The 18,097-nt window shown below is 55.4% G+C and carries 18 protein-coding genes and 1 tRNA gene; 10 read left to right on the top strand and 9 right to left on the bottom strand.

Annotation, left to right across the window (positions count from 1 at the left end; genetic code table 11):
• Window positions 1-34: 34 nt before the first annotated feature.
• The 4 genes from ZBT109_RS04525 to ZBT109_RS04510 all read right to left on the bottom strand — a co-directional run bounded on the left by ZBT109_RS04525 (window position 35) and on the right by ZBT109_RS04510 (window position 2,798).
• A complete protein-coding gene (locus tag ZBT109_RS04525; RefSeq protein ID WP_038279419.1) occupies window positions 35-1,090 on the bottom strand; it encodes an oxidoreductase in 1,056 nt (351 codons plus the stop codon).
• Between the two features lie 608 nt (window positions 1,091-1,698).
• Window positions 1,699-1,774: transfer RNA gene (locus ZBT109_RS04520), tRNA-Gly, on the bottom strand.
• 75 nt (window positions 1,775-1,849) lie between these two features.
• Window positions 1,850-2,398, bottom strand: a complete 549-nt coding sequence (gene pgsA / locus ZBT109_RS04515; protein ID WP_027706058.1) for a CDP-diacylglycerol--glycerol-3-phosphate 3-phosphatidyltransferase — start codon at window positions 2,396-2,398, stop codon at window positions 1,850-1,852.
• Between the two features lie 148 nt (window positions 2,399-2,546).
• The gene (locus ZBT109_RS04510) at window positions 2,547-2,798 is read right to left on the bottom strand and encodes a hypothetical protein (protein ID WP_027706057.1); all 252 of its coding nucleotides are present in this window, start codon (window positions 2,796-2,798) and stop codon (window positions 2,547-2,549) included.
• 183 nt (window positions 2,799-2,981) lie between these two features.
• On the opposite strand from ZBT109_RS04510, the gene ZBT109_RS04505 reads away from it, so the two are divergent.
• Entirely contained in the window at window positions 2,982-3,914 is a 933-nt protein-coding gene (locus ZBT109_RS04505) for a S66 peptidase family protein (protein ID WP_038279415.1), read from the top strand.
• A gap of 211 nt (window positions 3,915-4,125) precedes the next feature.
• Entirely contained in the window at window positions 4,126-5,268 is a 1,143-nt protein-coding gene (locus tag ZBT109_RS04500; RefSeq protein ID WP_027706055.1) for an FUSC family protein, read from the top strand.
• Window positions 5,269-5,569: 301 nt separating this feature from the next.
• On the opposite strand, the gene ZBT109_RS04495 is transcribed toward ZBT109_RS04500, so the two are convergent.
• Complete coding sequence (locus tag ZBT109_RS04495) at window positions 5,570-6,016, bottom strand: hypothetical protein (RefSeq protein WP_156934053.1); 447 nt, start codon at window positions 6,014-6,016, stop codon at window positions 5,570-5,572.
• 223 nt (window positions 6,017-6,239) lie between these two features.
• Between ZBT109_RS04495 and ZBT109_RS04490 the strand changes: the two genes are divergently transcribed.
• The 3 genes from ZBT109_RS04490 to ZBT109_RS04480 are packed head-to-tail and all read left to right on the top strand — an operon-like array spanning window position 6,240 to window position 8,155.
• The gene (locus ZBT109_RS04490) at window positions 6,240-6,536 is read left to right on the top strand and encodes an integration host factor subunit beta (RefSeq protein WP_027706053.1); all 297 of its coding nucleotides are present in this window, start codon (window positions 6,240-6,242) and stop codon (window positions 6,534-6,536) included.
• Between the two features lie 43 nt (window positions 6,537-6,579).
• On the top strand, window positions 6,580-6,885 hold the full coding sequence (locus ZBT109_RS04485; RefSeq protein ID WP_051524177.1) for a lipopolysaccharide assembly protein LapA domain-containing protein: 306 nt from the start codon (window positions 6,580-6,582) through the stop codon (window positions 6,883-6,885).
• A 1-nt stretch (window position 6,886) separates the two neighbouring features.
• Window positions 6,887-8,155, top strand: a complete 1,269-nt coding sequence (locus ZBT109_RS04480; protein ID WP_051524176.1) for a hypothetical protein — start codon at window positions 6,887-6,889, stop codon at window positions 8,153-8,155.
• Here the strand turns inward: ZBT109_RS04480 and pyrF are convergent.
• Window positions 8,119-8,832 carry an orotidine-5'-phosphate decarboxylase gene (gene pyrF / locus ZBT109_RS04475; protein WP_027706052.1) on the bottom strand — a complete coding sequence of 238 codons (714 nt, stop codon included), beginning with the start codon at window positions 8,830-8,832 and terminating at the stop codon, window positions 8,119-8,121. The genes ZBT109_RS04480 and pyrF overlap by 37 nt on opposite strands.
• 173 nt (window positions 8,833-9,005) lie before the next feature.
• Between pyrF and ZBT109_RS04470 the strand changes: the two genes are divergently transcribed.
• The 5 genes from ZBT109_RS04470 (at window position 9,006) to ZBT109_RS04450 (ending at window position 13,041) form a co-directional block, all read left to right on the top strand.
• Window positions 9,006-9,305, top strand: coding sequence for a ComEA family DNA-binding protein (locus tag ZBT109_RS04470; RefSeq protein WP_169734024.1), 300 nt, complete (start codon window positions 9,006-9,008; stop codon window positions 9,303-9,305).
• 185 nt (window positions 9,306-9,490) lie between these two features.
• Entirely contained in the window at window positions 9,491-9,940 is a 450-nt protein-coding gene (locus ZBT109_RS04465; RefSeq protein WP_027706051.1) for an FxsA family protein, read from the top strand.
• 227 nt (window positions 9,941-10,167) lie between these two features.
• Window positions 10,168-10,461: a co-chaperone GroES gene (locus tag ZBT109_RS04460; RefSeq protein WP_027706050.1), complete on the top strand. Its 294-nt coding sequence runs from the start codon at window positions 10,168-10,170 to the stop codon at window positions 10,459-10,461.
• A 64-nt stretch (window positions 10,462-10,525) separates the two neighbouring features.
• Window positions 10,526-12,154, top strand: a complete 1,629-nt coding sequence (groL, locus tag ZBT109_RS04455; RefSeq protein WP_027706049.1) for a chaperonin GroEL — start codon at window positions 10,526-10,528, stop codon at window positions 12,152-12,154.
• Window positions 12,155-12,306: 152 nt separating this feature from the next.
• Window positions 12,307-13,041, top strand: coding sequence for an RNA methyltransferase (locus ZBT109_RS04450; protein ID WP_027706048.1), 735 nt, complete (start codon window positions 12,307-12,309; stop codon window positions 13,039-13,041).
• Window positions 13,042-13,104: 63 nt separating this feature from the next.
• On the opposite strand, the gene ZBT109_RS04445 is transcribed toward ZBT109_RS04450, so the two are convergent.
• The 3 genes from ZBT109_RS04445 to rpsA all read right to left on the bottom strand — a co-directional run bounded on the left by ZBT109_RS04445 (window position 13,105) and on the right by rpsA (window position 17,869).
• The gene (locus ZBT109_RS04445; RefSeq protein ID WP_027706047.1) at window positions 13,105-13,686 is read right to left on the bottom strand and encodes a TetR/AcrR family transcriptional regulator; all 582 of its coding nucleotides are present in this window, start codon (window positions 13,684-13,686) and stop codon (window positions 13,105-13,107) included.
• Between the two features lie 134 nt (window positions 13,687-13,820).
• Complete coding sequence (gene brnQ / locus ZBT109_RS04440; protein ID WP_027706046.1) at window positions 13,821-15,203, bottom strand: branched-chain amino acid transport system II carrier protein; 1,383 nt, start codon at window positions 15,201-15,203, stop codon at window positions 13,821-13,823.
• Window positions 15,204-16,192: 989 nt separating this feature from the next.
• A complete protein-coding gene (gene rpsA / locus ZBT109_RS04430) occupies window positions 16,193-17,869 on the bottom strand; it encodes a 30S ribosomal protein S1 (protein WP_027705352.1) in 1,677 nt (558 codons plus the stop codon).
• Window positions 17,870-18,097 lie beyond the last annotated feature (228 nt).

The raw sequence follows: 18,097 nt of genomic DNA, 5'->3' as shown, positions 1-18,097 counted from the left end.
TTTCACATGCATAAAAAGACATCAGGAGCAGCATTCAAGATAACGGTATATTTTTGATGACAATCCGCGCTCCAGACTGCGATGAAGCAATGCCCTGCTCGATCAGATGAATGATGCGCAGCGCCTGTTCTGGTGTCACAGGATTATCCCCTCTTCCAAGCACTGCATCACGGAACTGGCGATAGTAGCAGCGGTAATCACCAGGCACAGATGCATAGGCACGCTCATCAAGATCGCCCTGTTCGTTACGCGTCAGCAGTAACGCCGGCCGAGGATCGACGCCCCATTGATCATCACCGGGCTGCATGCCCGCCTTCAGCTGGTCTTCTTGCACGTCCAGACCATATTTGACATAGCCACCGTGCGTGCCATTCACGGTATAGTGCGGCGTTTCGGTGGCCACTAGCATCGACGCATGCAACGTTATGCGACGCTGCGGATAAAACAGCGTCGCCTGCGCATGGTCATCGCTCAGACCACCCGGGCGCAGCGAGGCAATATCGGCCTGAATGGCATCGGGCATACCAAAAAGCTGCACGGCCTGATCGAGTAGATGCGGCCCCAGATCGTACCAGAGACCACCGCCCGGCACGTTCTGTTCACGCCAGCGCTGCCGGACTTCCGGTCGATAGCGATCGTAACGCAGCTCTGCCTCTGTGACGGTGCCGAGGTGTCCTTCGTCGATCGCCTTGCGCAGCGTCATAAAATCGCTGTCCCAGCGACGATTATGGAATACCGACAGCACAACCCCTTTTTCTTTTGCCAGCGCCATCAGAGTGCTCGCCTCCGCTACCGACAGCGCAAAAGGCTTATCGACCACGACATGATGACCACTTTCCATCGCCTGCTTGGCCAGCGGGAAATGGGTATCGTTAGGCGTAGGAATGACGATGATGTCGATATCAGGCAGCGCCAGCAGTGCTTCAGGAGAGTCCACACAGGGCACATCCGGCAGCACGGCGGCCACATCATCCGGACGGCTCGTCGAAATGGCGGCCAGTGCCAGCCCTTCCGTTGCCAAAATCAAAGGTACATGAAAGGTTTTGGTCGCATACCCGAACCCGATAACGCCTACTCGCAGCATGTCCATATCATTATCTTCCTTTACCTTAATGACCGTTAACATCGCCTGAGGTGGGACACCCCGCCCTTCAAACCGTTCATATGAAGGATTATTACTTAACGTATTTGGTAATAAAATAGCGATACCGCATGAACAGCGGGATAGCCGTGAACACATTGGCCGGAGGTGTAACCCAGTAGAGCATAGAATTCAGCCACAGTGGGGTACTGAAACGGAGGAACATCAAGCTAGCTTAGAGGCTATTTCATAACCTGAGTAATGGCTGTTGCCCTTTCTAAAATAAACGGCTTTTACCGCAGCTTTGTGGTTTGCAATCTCCTCAATGACATGGGTATGGGGGTTATGAAACACGCTCTTAATACACGCCAGCTTGATTAGAAAAAAGGCGTGAACGCTAGCCCCCTATCTGACGCGATGGTCAGGCATTGCGCGAAAGTCTGTGGGATGCCGTACGACGGCCGCCTCAGCCCATACGCCTTTTGCTGTTAAGACGCGAGCCATCATCAGCCGTCAATGTTGTGGGCAAAACAGACATCAGAAAGGAAAATATCGAGGTATAAAAAAAGAGCCCCTAGAGGCTCTTTTTTACGGATCAGTGAGTGACCCTTCAATTCTGGAGCGGGAAACGAGGCTCGAACTCGCGACCTCCACCTTGGCAAGGTGGCGCTCTACCAACTGAGCTATTCCCGCTTGATTTCGAAAGCAATTATAGCCCTCAACGGCAATCTGTCAACCCCTGCAGAAGAACAGGGGTCGATACCGGGATTACATTTCGCGGGTCAGCTCAGGCCATGCGGCACGCAGATAGTTGATCATCGACCACAGCGTCAGCAGTGCTGCTGCATACAGCATGACGATGCCCACGATGTTGTAGGCCGTATAAGGTGCCGTACCGAGCAGCACGAAGATAGAGAACATCTGCAGGGTCGTTTTCAGTTTACCGATATAGGATACCGCCACACTGGCACGTTTGCCGAGTTCGGCCATCCATTCACGCAGTGCGGAAATGACGATTTCGCGCCCGATAATAACCAACGCCGGCAGTGTCATCCATGCCACATGATAGCGCTCGATCAGCAGTCCCAACGCAATGGCCACGATCAGCTTGTCGGCCACGGGATCAAGGAAAGCACCGAAGGGGGTACTCTGATTCCAGCGACGCGCCAGAAAGCCGTCAAACCAATCCGTTACCGAAGCGGCACCGAAAAGGAAGGCTGCAATGGAATAACTCCATGCACCCGGCAGGTAATAGCTCACCACCAGCAATGGGATGAACACGATCCGGATCAGCGTGAGGATATTCGGAATATTCATGGTCGAACAGGCGTCCTTGCAGCACAGGAGTGGAGGAAAGATCGGCTTACCGTTGGCATACGGCTCACCACATCATCGTGACACGCTCCGGAAAGCATATACTCATTTTATGAAAACAGGGTCATCGCGGTCGAGCAATGAAGTCCACTTATTCATCACGTTGCACATGGTCGACCAGCGCCAACAGCTCATCAAAGGCGGGCGACAACGGCAGATTCTCAGGCATATCGCGCGTCTGCTGCAGGCAGTTCACCCAACGCCCTTGCATTTCAGCAGACTGCTGACGCAGCAGCTCGGACAGTGCCACCACGGCCACCTGCAGCACCGCAACGCGGTCGCTGTCCGTGACAACCGTCGTACGTGGACGTTCATCGTGATAAGAAGAAGCGTGATCTGACATGAACTCTCCTGACATCAAGGTGCCCATAGACTGTATTCATAAACCGTTTCGCGGCACTATTCACCTATACAGTGCGCTCGTACGGTAAAGCCCGCGCGGTCAGCGGCAGGCGGGATAACCACCAGCCTATCAGACGCAGGACTTCTACCCTACTCCCTATTGTTCCTCAGGAGCATCATAACAATGCACACGTTTTTTTCTTCCCCTGAGCGTGCATCTCTTCGCGTTGCGCTGATCGCCCCATCAGGTGCCGTCGATGAGGAGCGCTATACCTTGACTCTGCAACGTCTGGGCCAGCTAGGGGCAACAGTCGTCTCTGGTCAGCATGTGCTGGACCGACATCGCTATCTGGCCGGCACGGCAGAACAGCGCGTGGATGATCTTCACAAAGCCTTCGAGCGCGATGACGCCGACATCGTGTGGTGCTTGCGCGGTGGCTACGGCGCCGACCATCTTCTGCCGCTCATCGACTGGACACGCATTGCCCGTCACCCCGAGCGCGCGCTGGTGGGTTATTCCGACGTAACCGTACTGCTGGAAGCGTTCTACCGCCATGGGTTACCCGCTATCCACGCCCCCGTTGCCACGGAGCTGGCACTCGTATCCCCTTGGCCTCCCGAAGAAACCGATGCACGTTGGCAGTCGATGCGGTCATTGCAACATGTGCATGCGCACACCGAAGGCCATATGGAAACGGTACGCTTTGCAGGACCGGAAATGACCGTGAGCGGACAACTGCGCGGTGGCAACCTGGTCACACTGGCCAGTCTGTGCGGAACGCCGGGGGCAATGGTACTGGAGCGCCCAACACTGCTAATGCTCGAGGAAGTGGGCGAAGCCGATTACCGCATTGAGCGCTGCTTCCACCAGCTACTGTCTTCGCTGGACACTCGCTGGCTCAGTGGCGTATGCCTTGGCAGCTTCACGCGACAAGGCGAGGCTACCACCAGCAGCCACGCTGCGCTGGCAGAATGGCTGGCACCACTAAACATTCCGCTACACCATCAGCTGCCGTTCGGGCACCACCCTATCAATCATGCCTGGCCGTATGGCGCAATGGCGACACTGTCCGCCGCGGGGCTCCATTGGCACGTGTCGACCGAAGACTTCCGATAATACATAACATCAGTAGTGCGAATAAGGCCCGGCAAGCGTATGCTCGGGCTCCTGCATGCCTGATCGCCGCCATGCGACATCATCGCCCCCTGGGTTTATGATCCGCGGTGCGTATAATGCCCGCGACGGTGCTTCAGCCTGCCCGCCATCGGCCGATGAGATCCCTAATTCCCGTCGTTCATCCACTCTTGCGAAGCTAGATCACATCACTATGCGATCACTGCCATTTCTGGATCCATTCTTCACTTATCGTCACCGCCAGCTCATCCATACCGTGAGAGGCTGCGTGGCCATGCTGATTACCTTGTCCATCATCATGCTGTTCCACCTTGAACACGGCAGCTGGGCATTGGTCAGCGTCGTCATGGTCATGGGGGGGTTACCGCATATCGGCGGTGTCGTCGAAAAAGGGCTGCAACGACTGGCCGGCACCATCATCGGCGGGCTATTCGGCATCATCGCACTCCAAATCCCCTTTCTTCGCGAAGTCCACTTTCCCAACGCCCCACTGCCGTTTCTGCAGGACTTCCATTTTCTGCCGCTGCTGATGGTGGCCTCCGTCGGTATTGCCAGCTACCTCTCGTTTTCATCCCGCTACAGCTATAGCGTATCGATGTTTAACATCACCATCGTAATGGTGCTGGGGGATGGAACGCTGGATACCTCTGTCGCGGTATGGCGCTCCTGCAACGTGCTTATCGGCACCAGCGCGGCTATCCTGACCTCGATCATTATCCAGCCCCAGAAAGCGACCGATGTGATGCGCTTCATGCTGGCAGGCAACCTCGACCGCCTATCGCGGGTGTATCGCATTCATACCCGCACCGGCGCCTACGACCCCGACTACACTTCGAAACTGATGAAAGAAGCGGGAACACGCTTGGTCAAGCAGCGCGCGTTGATCGAAGCCGTACACCGTGAAGGCCGCGTAAAGCGAGGCACCTTCAGCGATATCCTGTCACTGCAGCGCCGTATGATCTCGACCGTCGAACTACTGATCGAAACCCACTGGGACACGCGTGACGGGCACGATCTGATCGAAGGTCTATCAGGCCTGCGCGAACAGCAGCGTAAGCTGGCGGGCGCACTAAGCACACTGGCTTATGAAATCCGCACAGGCCAACCGATCAAGATCGACATGGACAACTTCGACCTTCAGCCCTATGCGGATACTGCGCTTAATGCGCAAAGTGATTCGGGCAAGGCCCTGTTCAGCCCCAGTGGCTATCTGTGGCTGAACAGAGAGCTTTCGCAGCAGACATCGGCGCTGGTGACCACGCTGTCCAACATTCAACGCCTACCCAGCCGACGCCTGCGCAAGCGCGCGAGCCACGGCTACGTACTGAGCGACTGAACGCACCCCGCAGCGCTATTTCATACCGGCCCTTGCTTGTGCAGGGGCTTTTTTCATCGACTGTCCACTCTCCGCCGCAAGGCACTACCCTTAGGCTCGGCCGCCGTTTTTCGTGCAAAGGGCAAAAGCACGCTAGCACTCCAGCGCATTGAGTGTATTCGATGTCTATCTCTTACTTACTCCACTTTTCTTTCCATACAACGCCACCATGCGTATCCCGCTTCACCTTCGCTATATTCTTTTATAGGATGGGAACGAGTCGTATAGAAACGCGCCGTATCAGATATAATACGGTGTAGATTTAGCCTAGAATCCAGCAACATAAGCGCCGCCACAGAGAGGGAGCGGGCTCTTCTTGCAACCGAGCGCGCTGACGGGCCAGCAACGCACGGCGCAGATACCACTGCTCACGGGGCGTACAGCTGTCGGGCCAGACGATGATATTTCTGTTTTCAACCGTCATGCTCATCAGCCAGCTACCGATATAACAAGGCTTAAGGGCGACGAGCTGCCACTGAGCCCCCTGGAACAGCCACCACTGGTGGCGATGGTATTTCAGCAGCGGCAGGACGCAACGCTGCCCTTGGAGGCAAGCGATCATGACCGTAAACGGCAACAGCAAATGAGGCTGTACGCGCCACCAGAGGCCAAGCAGAATGGCTGCGATCATGACGAGTGCAGCAAGCATCCATTGGCACTGCGAGCGCTGCAACCTTATGATTACAGGCTGGTCAAAGGCATTGGGCATCAATGAAGTTTCCCCTTGCTGCAAGGTGATCATGGATGATGGCGAGGCGACCATAGCTCACGCCTCATAGGGGCTTGTATCAAATGTATTTCATTGCTTTGTGAAGATTGTCATTGTCCTAGGGCGCAGCTATGCTGAATCCGAAAAGGTTGCAAGACAGCCCTTTACGCACTAATACAATAGATACAAGTAATTAGGGATTTTGCGCATAGAGAGTACATTCATGACCAAGTCCGAACTGATCGAACAAATTGCCAATCGCCACCCACATCTGGCGCTGCGCGACGTTGAAAGCGCGGTACGACAGATTCTGGATGACATCACCGACATGCTTGCGGAAGGTGGTCGCGTCGAAATTCGCGGCTTCGGCAGCTTCTCGCTGCACTACCGTGAACCCCGCGTCGGCCGCAACCCCAAAACAGGCGATCCGGTACCGCTCGAAGGCAAGCACGTCCCGCACTTCAAGCCCGGCAAGGAACTGCGAGAACAGGTTAACGCCAGCCGCACGTTGGGCTACTAAGCTTATAGGCTTCGACCAACACCCTTGACCATGGGAGACGTGCATGCGCTGGTTCAAACGCCTCGCTTTAGGCCTTATCACCCTGGTACTGCTTGTGGTCGGTGCATGCTTTGCACTGCACAACCAGTACCAGGTACCGCTTGACCTGCTGTGGGTCACCCTGCCCCCTGCCTCACTGGCGCTGTGGCTTCTGCTCTCACTCGGCATCGGCGTGGTCATCGGAATATTGACCATGGGAGGCCATTGTTTTCGCCTCCATCGACGTCTGGCACGCCTGCGTCGCCAGACGTCGCCCCGGACAGCGTCTCAGTCCACTCACTCTGCTCAGTCTCCGCAAGGAACGCAGTGACATGCAGAATCTGCTGATCCTTATCGTGCTGTTCGTCGCTATTGCCATTGGATGGCTGCTTGGACGCCTGAGCAAGCCTTCCAAGGGAGACGATGCGGCTGAGGCTCCGCCCGCGCTGTCGCGCGACTATTTGGCCAGCCTCAACTATCTGCTGAACGAACACTCCGACCGTTCGCTGGATTCTTTCGTCGAGACCTTAGAGGTCAGCAGTGACACCATTGATACCCACATCACACTGGGCAACCTCTTCCGCATGCGTGGCGAGGCCGACCGCGCTGCACGCCTGCACCAGAATCTGCTGGCCCGTCCGGCACTAAACGACCGCCAGAACGATCAGGTGCAGCTTGAGCTCGCGCGCGATTTTATGCACCTTGGTGTGCTTGATCGCGCGGAAAACCTGCTGCGCCCACTCGTGGATACTTCCCAGCACAGCGATATTCGCGGTGCTTCGCGGGAACTGCTGATCCAGCTGTACGAGCAGGAACGCGAATGGCAGCAGGCACTTGATCTGGTTCCGTCATCGCTGCTGGCCCGCCAAGAGGATCTGCGTTGCGCAGCTGCTCACTGGCACTGCGAACTGGCGGAGCAAGACTTCCGACGCCACGATGACCGTGCAGCGCGCCGTCATCTCAAGAAGGCGCTGTCCATTGACGCGCAGTGCGTCCGCGCCTATTGGCTTCAGGCAGAACACTACCACCGCCAACAGCGCTATCGTGATGAAATCAAGATGCTGGAGCGCCTTGCCACCCAGTCTCCCGACTTCGCACCGATCATCATCGAACGCGCCATTGCAGCATTCCGATTGCTCGACGATGAGCAAGGGCTGATGCGCTTTCTGGATGATCAGATCCAAGCCACGCACAGCATGGAGGCAGTCATCAAGCGAGCAGAGCTGGGCATCGCCAGAGAAGGCATCACTACCGTAGCGGCACAGCTCGACGCGCTCCAGCAGCAACAGCCTCACTTGAGAGGCATCGGTTTTCTGGCCTTGCTGCGTTCACGACAGGCCATGCTTGAACTGTCGGCCCCAAACAATGAGCGCGCAGCTAACATGCTTCGTCAGCTTCACGATCATCTTCAACGCCTTGACGCGCATACACCACGCTTTCGCTGCGAGAAATGCGGCACGCTCTATACGCACCTTTACTGGCATTGCCCCAAATGCAAACGCTGGGCCACTATCAAGCCGCGCGATAGCGTCGACCCGGCCGTGGCCCAGCGTGAAACTCCGGCTCAGCGCGTACTCAAGACCCCTTCCACTTCTCGCTGAATCAGCGCCAACGCCTCGCGCGGCGTCTTGGCGCGCGTGATGGGACGCCCAATCACCAGATGCGTACTGCCATTGGTCAGCGCTTCTGCAGGCGTTGTGATCCGCTGTTGATCATCTACCGCCGCAAAGCTTGGGCGAATACCCGGGGTCACCTTCAGGAACTCATCTCCTAGCGCTTCTCGCAGCGCTGCTGACTCACGCGCCGAACAGACAACGCCGTCTAGGCCTGCGCGCTGCGCCAGCGTCGCCAATCGCAGCACCTGCGCATCGATGCCGCTATCGACACCGACCTGTTTCAGATCAGATTCCGACATGCTGGTCAATACGGTAACCGCGATCAGCTTGGTCGGCAGGTTGCGCTGTGCCAGTGCACTGGCGGCATGCGCCATCATCGCCTCGCCACCACTTGCATGGACGTTCACCATCCAAACGCCGAGATCCGCCGCTGCCAGTACGGCCTTGGCAACGGTGTTGGGAATGTCGTGAAACTTGAGGTCGAGGAAGACATCGAAACCACGCTGATGCAAGGCATTGACGGCAGCCGGCCCCGCAGACGTGAACAGCTCCTTGCCTACCTTTACTCGGCACAGCGCAGGATCGATCAGATCGCTCGTTGCCAAGGCATCATCCAGCCGATCATGGTCTAGCGCGACAATAATGGGTTTCTGCATGAACATTCCCTCAGTCATGAATGGAAGCACTCGCAGCAGTGCAGGTGCCCGTTCTTATACCGTCTCGCACGCTGGATGGCAAAGTTGAGACGCTCCCCAGAACCCTCAAGGCGCTCCTTGGGATACCGCTATCCGTAGGCACCGTGGATTTTCACCATCATCGGAGAACGGGTATGCCTATGCCACGCCCTATCATTGCATTGCTGTTGCTGCTGAGTTTCACTCTGTCCGCTGAAGCCGAGACACCTTGTGCACCCTCTGACACGCCCACCGAACAGCGCGTGATTGATGCCAACCATGCCAGCGCCGACGATCTACAAACACTTAAAGGGCTAGGCCCGCGCAAGGCGGCGGCTATCGTCGCAGAACGTCAGCAGCACGGCACCTTCATTGATGCCCGCGACCTGACCCGCGTTAAGGGCATCGGCCAGAGGCTGGCAGACGCCCTCGGACAGCGGCTGAGCTTTCATCGTCCATAGCACTTCCTGACGGATACAGCGTCTATATATACAGATGAAGTCATAGCCCTTCATACTGTTGCGCTATGCTCTGATATAGGCCTGCTTCCTGAAGCCACCCTGTAGCTCAATCGTGGCCCCGCCATTGAATTGCGATCGGAAGGCGCCCATATCCTTAACTCACGGCATTTCATCTGGGAGATCCCATGCCTATTCGAACGATACTGGGCGTCTACATCATCATAGATTTCGTGGCGCTGATTCTATTTGCCTCTTCCTTCGGCGCCATTGCCACACTTGCCCTCATCATCGGTAGCGGCATCTGTGGCGTTCAGCTCATGCGCAAGGAAGGTCGGCAAACGTTGCAGGACATGCAGACCAGCCTCGCAGAAGGGCAGCAGTCGCTCGGCGGCATCATGCGCAATAGTGCGTTCCTGCTAGGCGGTCTGCTGATGATCCTGCCGGGGCCGATCAGCGACGTACTTGGCCTCGCTATGGTGTTGCCTACGCTGCTGCGCCGCGGCCGTCGCTCGGGTACTACCGGTCACACGTATGAAGGCGAAGCCTCAACAACGCGTTCACACGAAGGAAACATCATCGAAGGCGAATATATTGAACGCGATACGCGCCGCGATGATGAACCCCGCCAGCATTGAGCTAATGCTGAAGGGCATAGCAGCAGTCTACTGTGACAGAAGTAAAAAATTTTCGGCCCGTACTCTTGAAAAGCGAAAGAGCGGCCTTATCTAGTGAGACGAACCACTCATCAGGGTTTCGATCAGAACCGACGCTGTCGGTTCTGTCTGGCGGTCAGATGAATCCCCATTTTCTTGTCTTCTGACCTTCAAGATCGACAATCAAGTGACTCAGGAGAACACAATCCATGAAGATCCGTCCTTTGCACGAGCGCGTCGTCGTTCGCCGTGTAGAAGAAGAACAGAAAACAGCTGGCGGTATCGTCCTGCCTGGCAGTGCACAGGAAAAGCCGACACGTGGCGAAGTGATTGCCGTGGGTAATGGCCGCATTCTCGAAAGCGGTGAAGTACGTCCGCTCGACGTCAAACCTGGTGATGTTGTGGTCTTCGATGAAGGCTACCACGTCAAGAAACAGAAAATTGACGGCGAAGAACTGCTGATCATGAGCGAAACCGACATTCTGGGTGTGCTCGAAGACTGATCTGACGGTGCCGTGTCATTTCCGTCATAACCGTTTGTGACTTGATTATTGAGGTTGGAACAACATGTCTGCTAAACAGATCCGTTTCTCCGATGACGCGCGCAAGCGCATGGCTCGCGGTGTCAATATTCTTGCTGATACCGTCAAAGCGACTCTGGGGCCGAAAGGTCGCAACGTCGTTCTGGAAAAATCCTTCGGCGCTCCGACCGTCACCAAAGACGGTGTTTCCGTTGCTAAGGAAATCGAACTGAAAGATAAGTTCGAAAACATGGGCGCTCAGATGGTCAAGGAAGTCGCTTCCAAAACCTCCGACGCTGCCGGTGACGGTACTACTACGGCAACCGTTCTGGCTCAGGCTATCGTCAATGAAGGCCTGAAAGGTGTCATCGCGGGCATGAACCCGATGGACCTGAAACGCGGTATCGACAAAGCCGTCCTGGCTGCCGTTGCCGAAATCAAGGCGCTGTCCGTACCGAGCAAAGATGCCAAAGCCATCGCTCAGGTTGGTACAATCTCCGCCAATGGCGACACCACTATCGGTACCATCATCGCTGAAGCGATGGAGAAAGTGGGTAAAGAAGGCGTCATCACTGTTGATGAAGGCCGTGGCTTCGAAGACGAGCTGGAAGTCGTCGAAGGTATGCAGTTCGATCGTGGTTACCTGTCTCCGTACTTCGTGACTAACCAGGACACCATGTCCGTCGAACTCGAAGACCCGTACTTGCTGCTGGTCGACAAAAAAATCTCCAATATCCGCGAACTGCTGCCGGTACTGGAAGCCGTTGCCAAAGCAGGCAAACCGCTGATGATCATCGCCGAAGACATCGAAGGCGAAGCGCTGGCCACTCTGGTGGTGAACAACATGCGCGGTATCGTCAAGGTTGCTGCGACCAAAGCACCGGGCTTCGGTGATCGCCGTAAAGCCATGCTGCAGGATATCGCTATCCTGACAGGTGGTACGGTTATCTCTGAAGAAGTCGGTCTGTCTCTTGAACAGGCTACTGTAGAAAACCTGGGTACTGCTCGTCGCATTACCATGACCAAAGAAACCACTACGGTCATCGACGGCGCTGGCGTTGAAGCAGACATCGAAGCACGCGTTGCTCAGATTCGTGCCCAGATCGAAGAAACTTCTTCTGACTACGACCGCGAAAAACTGCAGGAACGCGTTGCCAAACTGGCAGGCGGTGTTGCCGTTATCCGTGTCGGCGCAGCGACCGAAGTCGAAATGAAAGAGAAGAAAGCACGCGTTGAAGATGCGCTGCACTCTACTCGCGCTGCCGTCGAAGAAGGCGTCGTACCTGGCGGTGGTACTGCTCTGGTCCGCGTTCTGTCCAAGCTGAAAGACCTGAAAGGCGATAACGACGAACAGACTCACGGTATCCAGATCGCACTGCGTGCGTTCGAAGCACCGCTGCGTCAGATCGTTACCAACGCAGGTGAAGAAGCCTCCGTTGTGGTCAACAACGTTAAAGCAGGCGAAGGCAACTTCGGCTACAACGCTGCCACTGGCGAATATGGCGACATGTTCGAAATGGGCGTTCTTGACCCGGCTAAAGTAACGCGCACGGCGCTGCAGTCTGCCGGTTCCGTAGGTGGTCTGATGATCACTACCGAAGCCATGGTAGCAGACGATCCTGAAGAAGTTGCTGCTCCGGCAGGCGACATGGGTGGCATGGGCGGCATGATGTAATCCCGCTACCTCATTCTTCAGCTTCCGCTGACGAACGAAGCCCTCGTACCCCAAGGTACGGGGGCTTTTTCATTACCATTGCGCACCAGCCCTGTATACTAACGCTCCCTGTACACTAAGCAGCCACGCCACTCCCATCAGCGGTTACTTTCATGCTCGACAATATTCGCATCATCTTGGTTCAGACCTATCATCCCGGCAACATCGGAGCAACGGCTCGCGCCATGAAGACCATGGGTCTTTCGGATCTTCATCTCATTGCGCCCCGCTGCTTTCCTGATGATGAAGCCATTCGTATGGCAACGGGTGCCAGCGACATACTTGATCGAGCGATCGTGCACGCCACACTGGAAGATGCCGTTGCTGACTGTGTATGCGTTATTGGTGCCAGTGCCCGTCTGCGCAACATGCCACTGCCGCACTTCGATGAAGGCGACGACATGGCGAAGGAAGCCGTGGCTCGCGCTCGCCACGGCAAGGTTGCTCTTGTATTTGGTCGCGAGCGTTTCGGCTTGACCAACGAAGAGCTTCAGCACTGTACACACCAGCTCTCGCTACCCACTAACCCTGAGCATCCAGTACTCAACGTGTCACAGGCTGTCCAGCTGTGTACATACGAGCTGCGCAATGCCGCACGCCGTGCAGCACCGGACCATTTCCCGACGCTCAGCCAAGCACATGACAGCCACGATGAACCACGCCCACCGCGCGCTCAGTTTGACCACTTCTGCGCTCAGCTGGACGATGCGCTTCAGACCGCCGGTTTCTTCAACCAACCTCACGCTCACACCCAAGAAAAGCTGCGCAACATCTTCCAGCGCGCCGACCTATCGCAGCGAGAGCTATCAATGCTGATGGGCATGATCAAGGCCCTGTCCTCCCGCTGAAACGAAAAGCGGCGTCCCAAATGGACGCCGCTATACCTACTGTGAGTGGACAGAACACATCACTCAGAGGCGAATGGCCTGCATGACGAGGTCGAAGTGTGCACTGATGTATTCCTTGTCGAAGCGCCGCAACCGCATCAGCATCTTGCAAAAGATCGGTGCATATAGCGCCTCCACCACAACATCCTTGTCGATATCCGGCCGGATCTCCTTTTGAGCGATAGCGCGGTCCAGCAGCCCATTCACCTTTTCACGCCGCCGATCCAGATATTCTGTTTCTAGAGATGTCAGCACATCCGGCTCGTTCTGGCCCAAGGCGACAACTTCACACAAGATGCGCCCCGCATGCCCGTGATAGAGCGCCACAATCTTGATGAGCTGATCCCGAATGTCTTCACACGCCGACTCCGAGGGTGTAAACGAGACCTCGTCAGATACCCCCTCCATAAAGGCTTCCATGGCCAACGCAGCCTTGCTTTTCCACCAACGGTAGATCGTAGCTTTGCCCACGCCTGCACGCGCAGCCACCGCTTCGACAGCCAAGCCACTAAACCCCTTTTCATCCAGTAGTGCCAATGTGGCCTTCAATATAGCCTGTCGGGCTTTGTCGCTACGTTTACGCCCCGCTTTCGATAGTGACGTCATTAGTCCCTCTTTTTCATCAAGGCCTCTGCCAGATATGGCGACGGCCATACACAACAGAGGGAAGAATATCATTGTTCACATATGATAACGGGGCCATAAGGCCCCGTGGTGAATTAAATTTGACAAGATATTCTTTATCTTATGAAGTTATCCGTAGAAGCGGGCCTTACTAAGACATCGATGATGATCGATACCACCGCAACCACGGTAATAGGCAGTACCCATTCCAGCTGATGATCGTATAACGGCCAGTGCCCCAGACTCATCTTCAGCACCTGAGGCATCTTATCCAGACCTGTATCTACAAAGATAGATGCACTCCAATCGATTGCACGCAACGCCTGCGCAATACCAAATATCAGTGCCACAATCATGCTCGGAACGATCACAAGGCGACGGTTGTGCCAGAAGCTGTTGCCAAGGCTCAGCAGCACCAAGACGACGCAAATGGGGCCAAGACCGTACAGTAGCGGCTCGGAGAACTTAATGAGCTCTTTGAGACCCAAGTTGGAGACGACCATCGAGAAGACAACCAACAGCACCGTGATCATTTTCTCAGATTTGTTAAGCAAGCGACCAAAGTACTCGCCACACGCACAAGTCAGCCCAACGGACGTGACCAAGCAGGCGATGATAATCAGGAACGCCAGAATGAAATTACCGACGATGCCAAATACGTCTTTTACGTATGCGCTCAACACTTTGGCCCCAGTATCGGCGCCCATTGCTATGTGCTGACTGTCGATGCCCAGCTGAAACAGCATGATATAGATGATAGCCAACCCCAGCCCTGCCATCAGACCGGCCATAATGGCATAGCGCGTCACCAACCCCTTGTCCGTTACGCCTCGAGACTGAATTGCACGCACGATGACAATGCCAAATACCAGCGCACCCAACGTATCCATTGTCAGATAACCGTTACTGATACCCGAGCTAACGATACTGAAACGGCTGTCATTAGCACTGATACTAGCGCCGGAATGCACAAGATAGGCACTCATCACAAATGCGCTTCCGCCGAGGAACAAAATGGCGATGACCTTTACGGGTGCCAGCACCTTGCCTACCGTATCCAGCAGGCGTCCCGGATAGAACGACACCACCATAGTGACAAGGAAATAACAGATCGAATAGAGAGCGAGCGGCCAACGGCTTCCCAGCAGGGATTCGGACAGAAACGGCTGAATACCGATTTCATAGGAAACCGTGGCGGTACGTGGCGTCGCAAACAGCGGCCCGACCGCGAGATAGCAGACAACGGCAAACAGTACGCTACAGAACCGCCCAATAGGATGACTCAGCACCTGAATGGTGCCGTTGACGCGCGCCAGCGCCACTATGGTTAGGACAGGCAAGCCAACAGCTGTCAGCAAGAAGCCACAGGCGAAATACCAAGTATTGTCTCCCTGCTGCAAACCGAAAAGGGGCGGATAGATGATATTACCGGCTCCGAGAAACAATGCTAGCGTCATAAATCCCAACGCTAATAAGTCTCGGCCGTTTAACTTTTTCATGGAGAATGAATCCTTGCACATGCGGTACTTTGAGGTGTTTCAGATTGTACGACATGATAAGCGAACAGCAGATGATTGTAAAATATAGGCACCATAAGCATTTCGCTACCAACAAAAAAGGATTTACAGCACTAAAAACCCACATAAACGTCGTCTATGGTACATCCTTCTGGAATGCCCGTTGTGTTGGCATCAGGTTGCGCATATACCCTATAACCACGCATTTATCATGAAGCCATGGTAAAGAAAAAGCGTCATCTGATTTCCCCTTCCTCCGACATATTCCAGAAAGATACAACCACGCTTATTTTGCATCACCCAACCGTGAGAATTGCGATCACTCCCACCCTCTCTTGGGTCGGCGCACTATTATGCAGCAGCCTGCACTAATATCTTGCTCTTGCTATCACGGGAGCGTGGAGCGTGGAGCGTGGAGCGTGGAGCGTGGAGCGTGGAGCGTGGAGCGTGGAGCGTGGAGCGTGGAGCGTGGAGCGTGGAGCGTGGAGCGTGGAGCGTGGAGCGTGGAGCGTGGAGCGTGGAGCGTGGAGCGTGGAGCGTGGAGCGTGGAGCGTGGAGCGTGGAGCGTGGAGCGTGGAGCGTGGAGCGTGGAGCGTGGAGCGTGGAGCGTGGAGCGTGGAGCGTGGAGCGTGGAGCGTGGAGCGTGGAGCGTGGAGCGTGGAGCGTGGAGCGTGGAGCGTGGAGCGTGGAGCGTGGAGCGTGGAGCGTGGAGCGTGGAGCGTGGAGCGTGGAGCGTGGAGCGTGGAGCGTGGAGCGTGGAGCGTGGAGCGTGGAGCGTGGAGCGTGGAGCGTGGAGCGTGGAGCGTGGAGCGTGGAGCGTGGAGCAGCATGATGTTGCCCGCAACTGCCGTCAACCATTTCCGGCACGTTTTCCTGCTCAACCTCTTGCTATAAAAGACAAGGCTTCAAACGAAATTGCCCGAGCACAAGGCCCGGGCAATTCACAGCGGTCTCACTCAGAGCTGATCAGATCAGTCCTGGTTGAGCTGCTGCTTGATCAGATCACCGATGGTGGTCGGACCAGCAACTTCCGGTTCTTCTTCGCGCAGCGTGTTCATCGCTTTACGAGTTTCAGCCTGGTCTTTCGCACGGATAGACAGGTTGATGGTACGCGTTTTGCGATCAACGTTGACGATGCGTGCTTCAACAGCGTCGCCTTCTTTCAGCTCAGTAGTCGCATCTTCGATGCGCTCTTCGCTGATTTCGCTTGTTTTCAGGATAGCGACGACGTCAGTAGCCAGTTCGACCAGTGCCTGTTTCGGCTCAACTTCAACAACGCGACCGGAAACGATAGCGCCTTTGTCGTTGACGGCCAGGAACTCAGCAACCGGGTCGCTCTCGAGCTGTTTGATGCCGAGAGAGATACGTTCGCGTTCCGGATCGATAGACAGGATGACGGCTTCAGCTTCGTCACCTTTGCGGTATTTGCGAACTGCTTCTTCACCAGCTTCAGACCAAGAGATGTCAGACAGGTGAACCAGACCGTCGATGCCGCCTTTCAGACCGATGAAGATACCGAAGTCAGTGATGGACTTGATGGTACCGGAAACGCGGTCGCCTTTGTTGTAGGTAGAGTTGAACTCTTCCCACGGGTTCTGAGTGCACTGTTTGATACCCAGAGAGATACGACGACGTTCTTCGTCGATATCCAGAACCATAACTTCGACGTCATCACCAACGTTGACGACTTTGGACGGATGGATGTTTTTGTTGGTCCAATCCATTTCGGATACGTGAACCAGACCTTCAACACCTTCTTCCAGCTCTGCGAAGCAGCCATAGTCGGTCAGATTAGTGACACGTGCTTTGACCTTGGTGTTTTCCGGGTAACGCGCTTTGATGTTGACCCACGGATCTTCACCCAGCTGTTTCAGACCCAGAGAAACGCGGTTGCGTTCGCGGTCGAATTTCAGCACTTTCACGTTGATTTCGTCGCCTACTGCAACGATTTCAGACGGATGCTTGATGCGTTTCCATGCCATGTCCGTGATGTGCAGCAGGCCGTCAACGCCGCCCAGATCAACGAATGCACCGTAGTCTGTGAGGTTTTTGACGATACCTTTGATCTGCTGACCTTCCTGCAGGGTCGCCAGCAGAGCTTCACGTTCAGCGCTGTTTTCAGCTTCGAGAACGGCACGACGGGAAACAACAACGTTGTTGCGTTTCGGATCGAGCTTGATGACTTTGAAGTCCAGCTCTTTGTTTTCGAGGTGAGTCGTGTCACGCACCGGACGGACGTCAACCAGAGAACCCGGCAGGAACGCACGGATAGAGTTAACGTCTACGGTGAAGCCGCCTTTGACTTTACCGTTGATCACGCCTTTGACGATCTGGTCGTCTTCGAATGCAGCTTCCAGCTCTTTCCAAGCTTCAGCGCGTTTTGCTTTTTCGCGTGACAGGCGAGTTTCACCGAAGCCGTCTTCGACCGCTTCCAGTGCAACGCTAACAGTGTCGCCCACTTTAACGTTCAGTTGGCCGCTTTCGTCCTTGAACTGGGACGCCGGGATCTGACCTTCAGATTTCAGACCCGCGTTAACGGTGATCCAATCGCCTTCGATGTCAACGATTGTAGCCTCGACGATTGCGCCCGGCTCCATGTTGATGTCATTCAGAGACTGTTCAAACAGTTCAGCAAAGCTTTCGCTCATGATATTCCTACGTGATCAACGTGATGACGGTCAAAGACCGTTTTTCTCCACACCACCGACTAGCGTGGGCCTATTCTACGCACTCTGGAGACGTTACCGCCGGTTTGGAAACGGTTCGCATCGTTGGAATGAATGATGACGTACCGCTTCGTTGACGTACTTCCAGAGCATCCGGATATGGCGTCTGGCCACCGTGCGCACAGCGACCATCGTCGTGAATCGAACCGC

It is taken from the genome of Zymobacter palmae (genome assembly GCF_003610015.1).
Lineage (GTDB): Bacteria > Pseudomonadota > Gammaproteobacteria > Pseudomonadales > Halomonadaceae > Zymobacter > Zymobacter palmae.
Note: the sequence above shows the minus strand (reverse complement) of the source record. Positions and strands in the feature narration are given on the sequence as shown.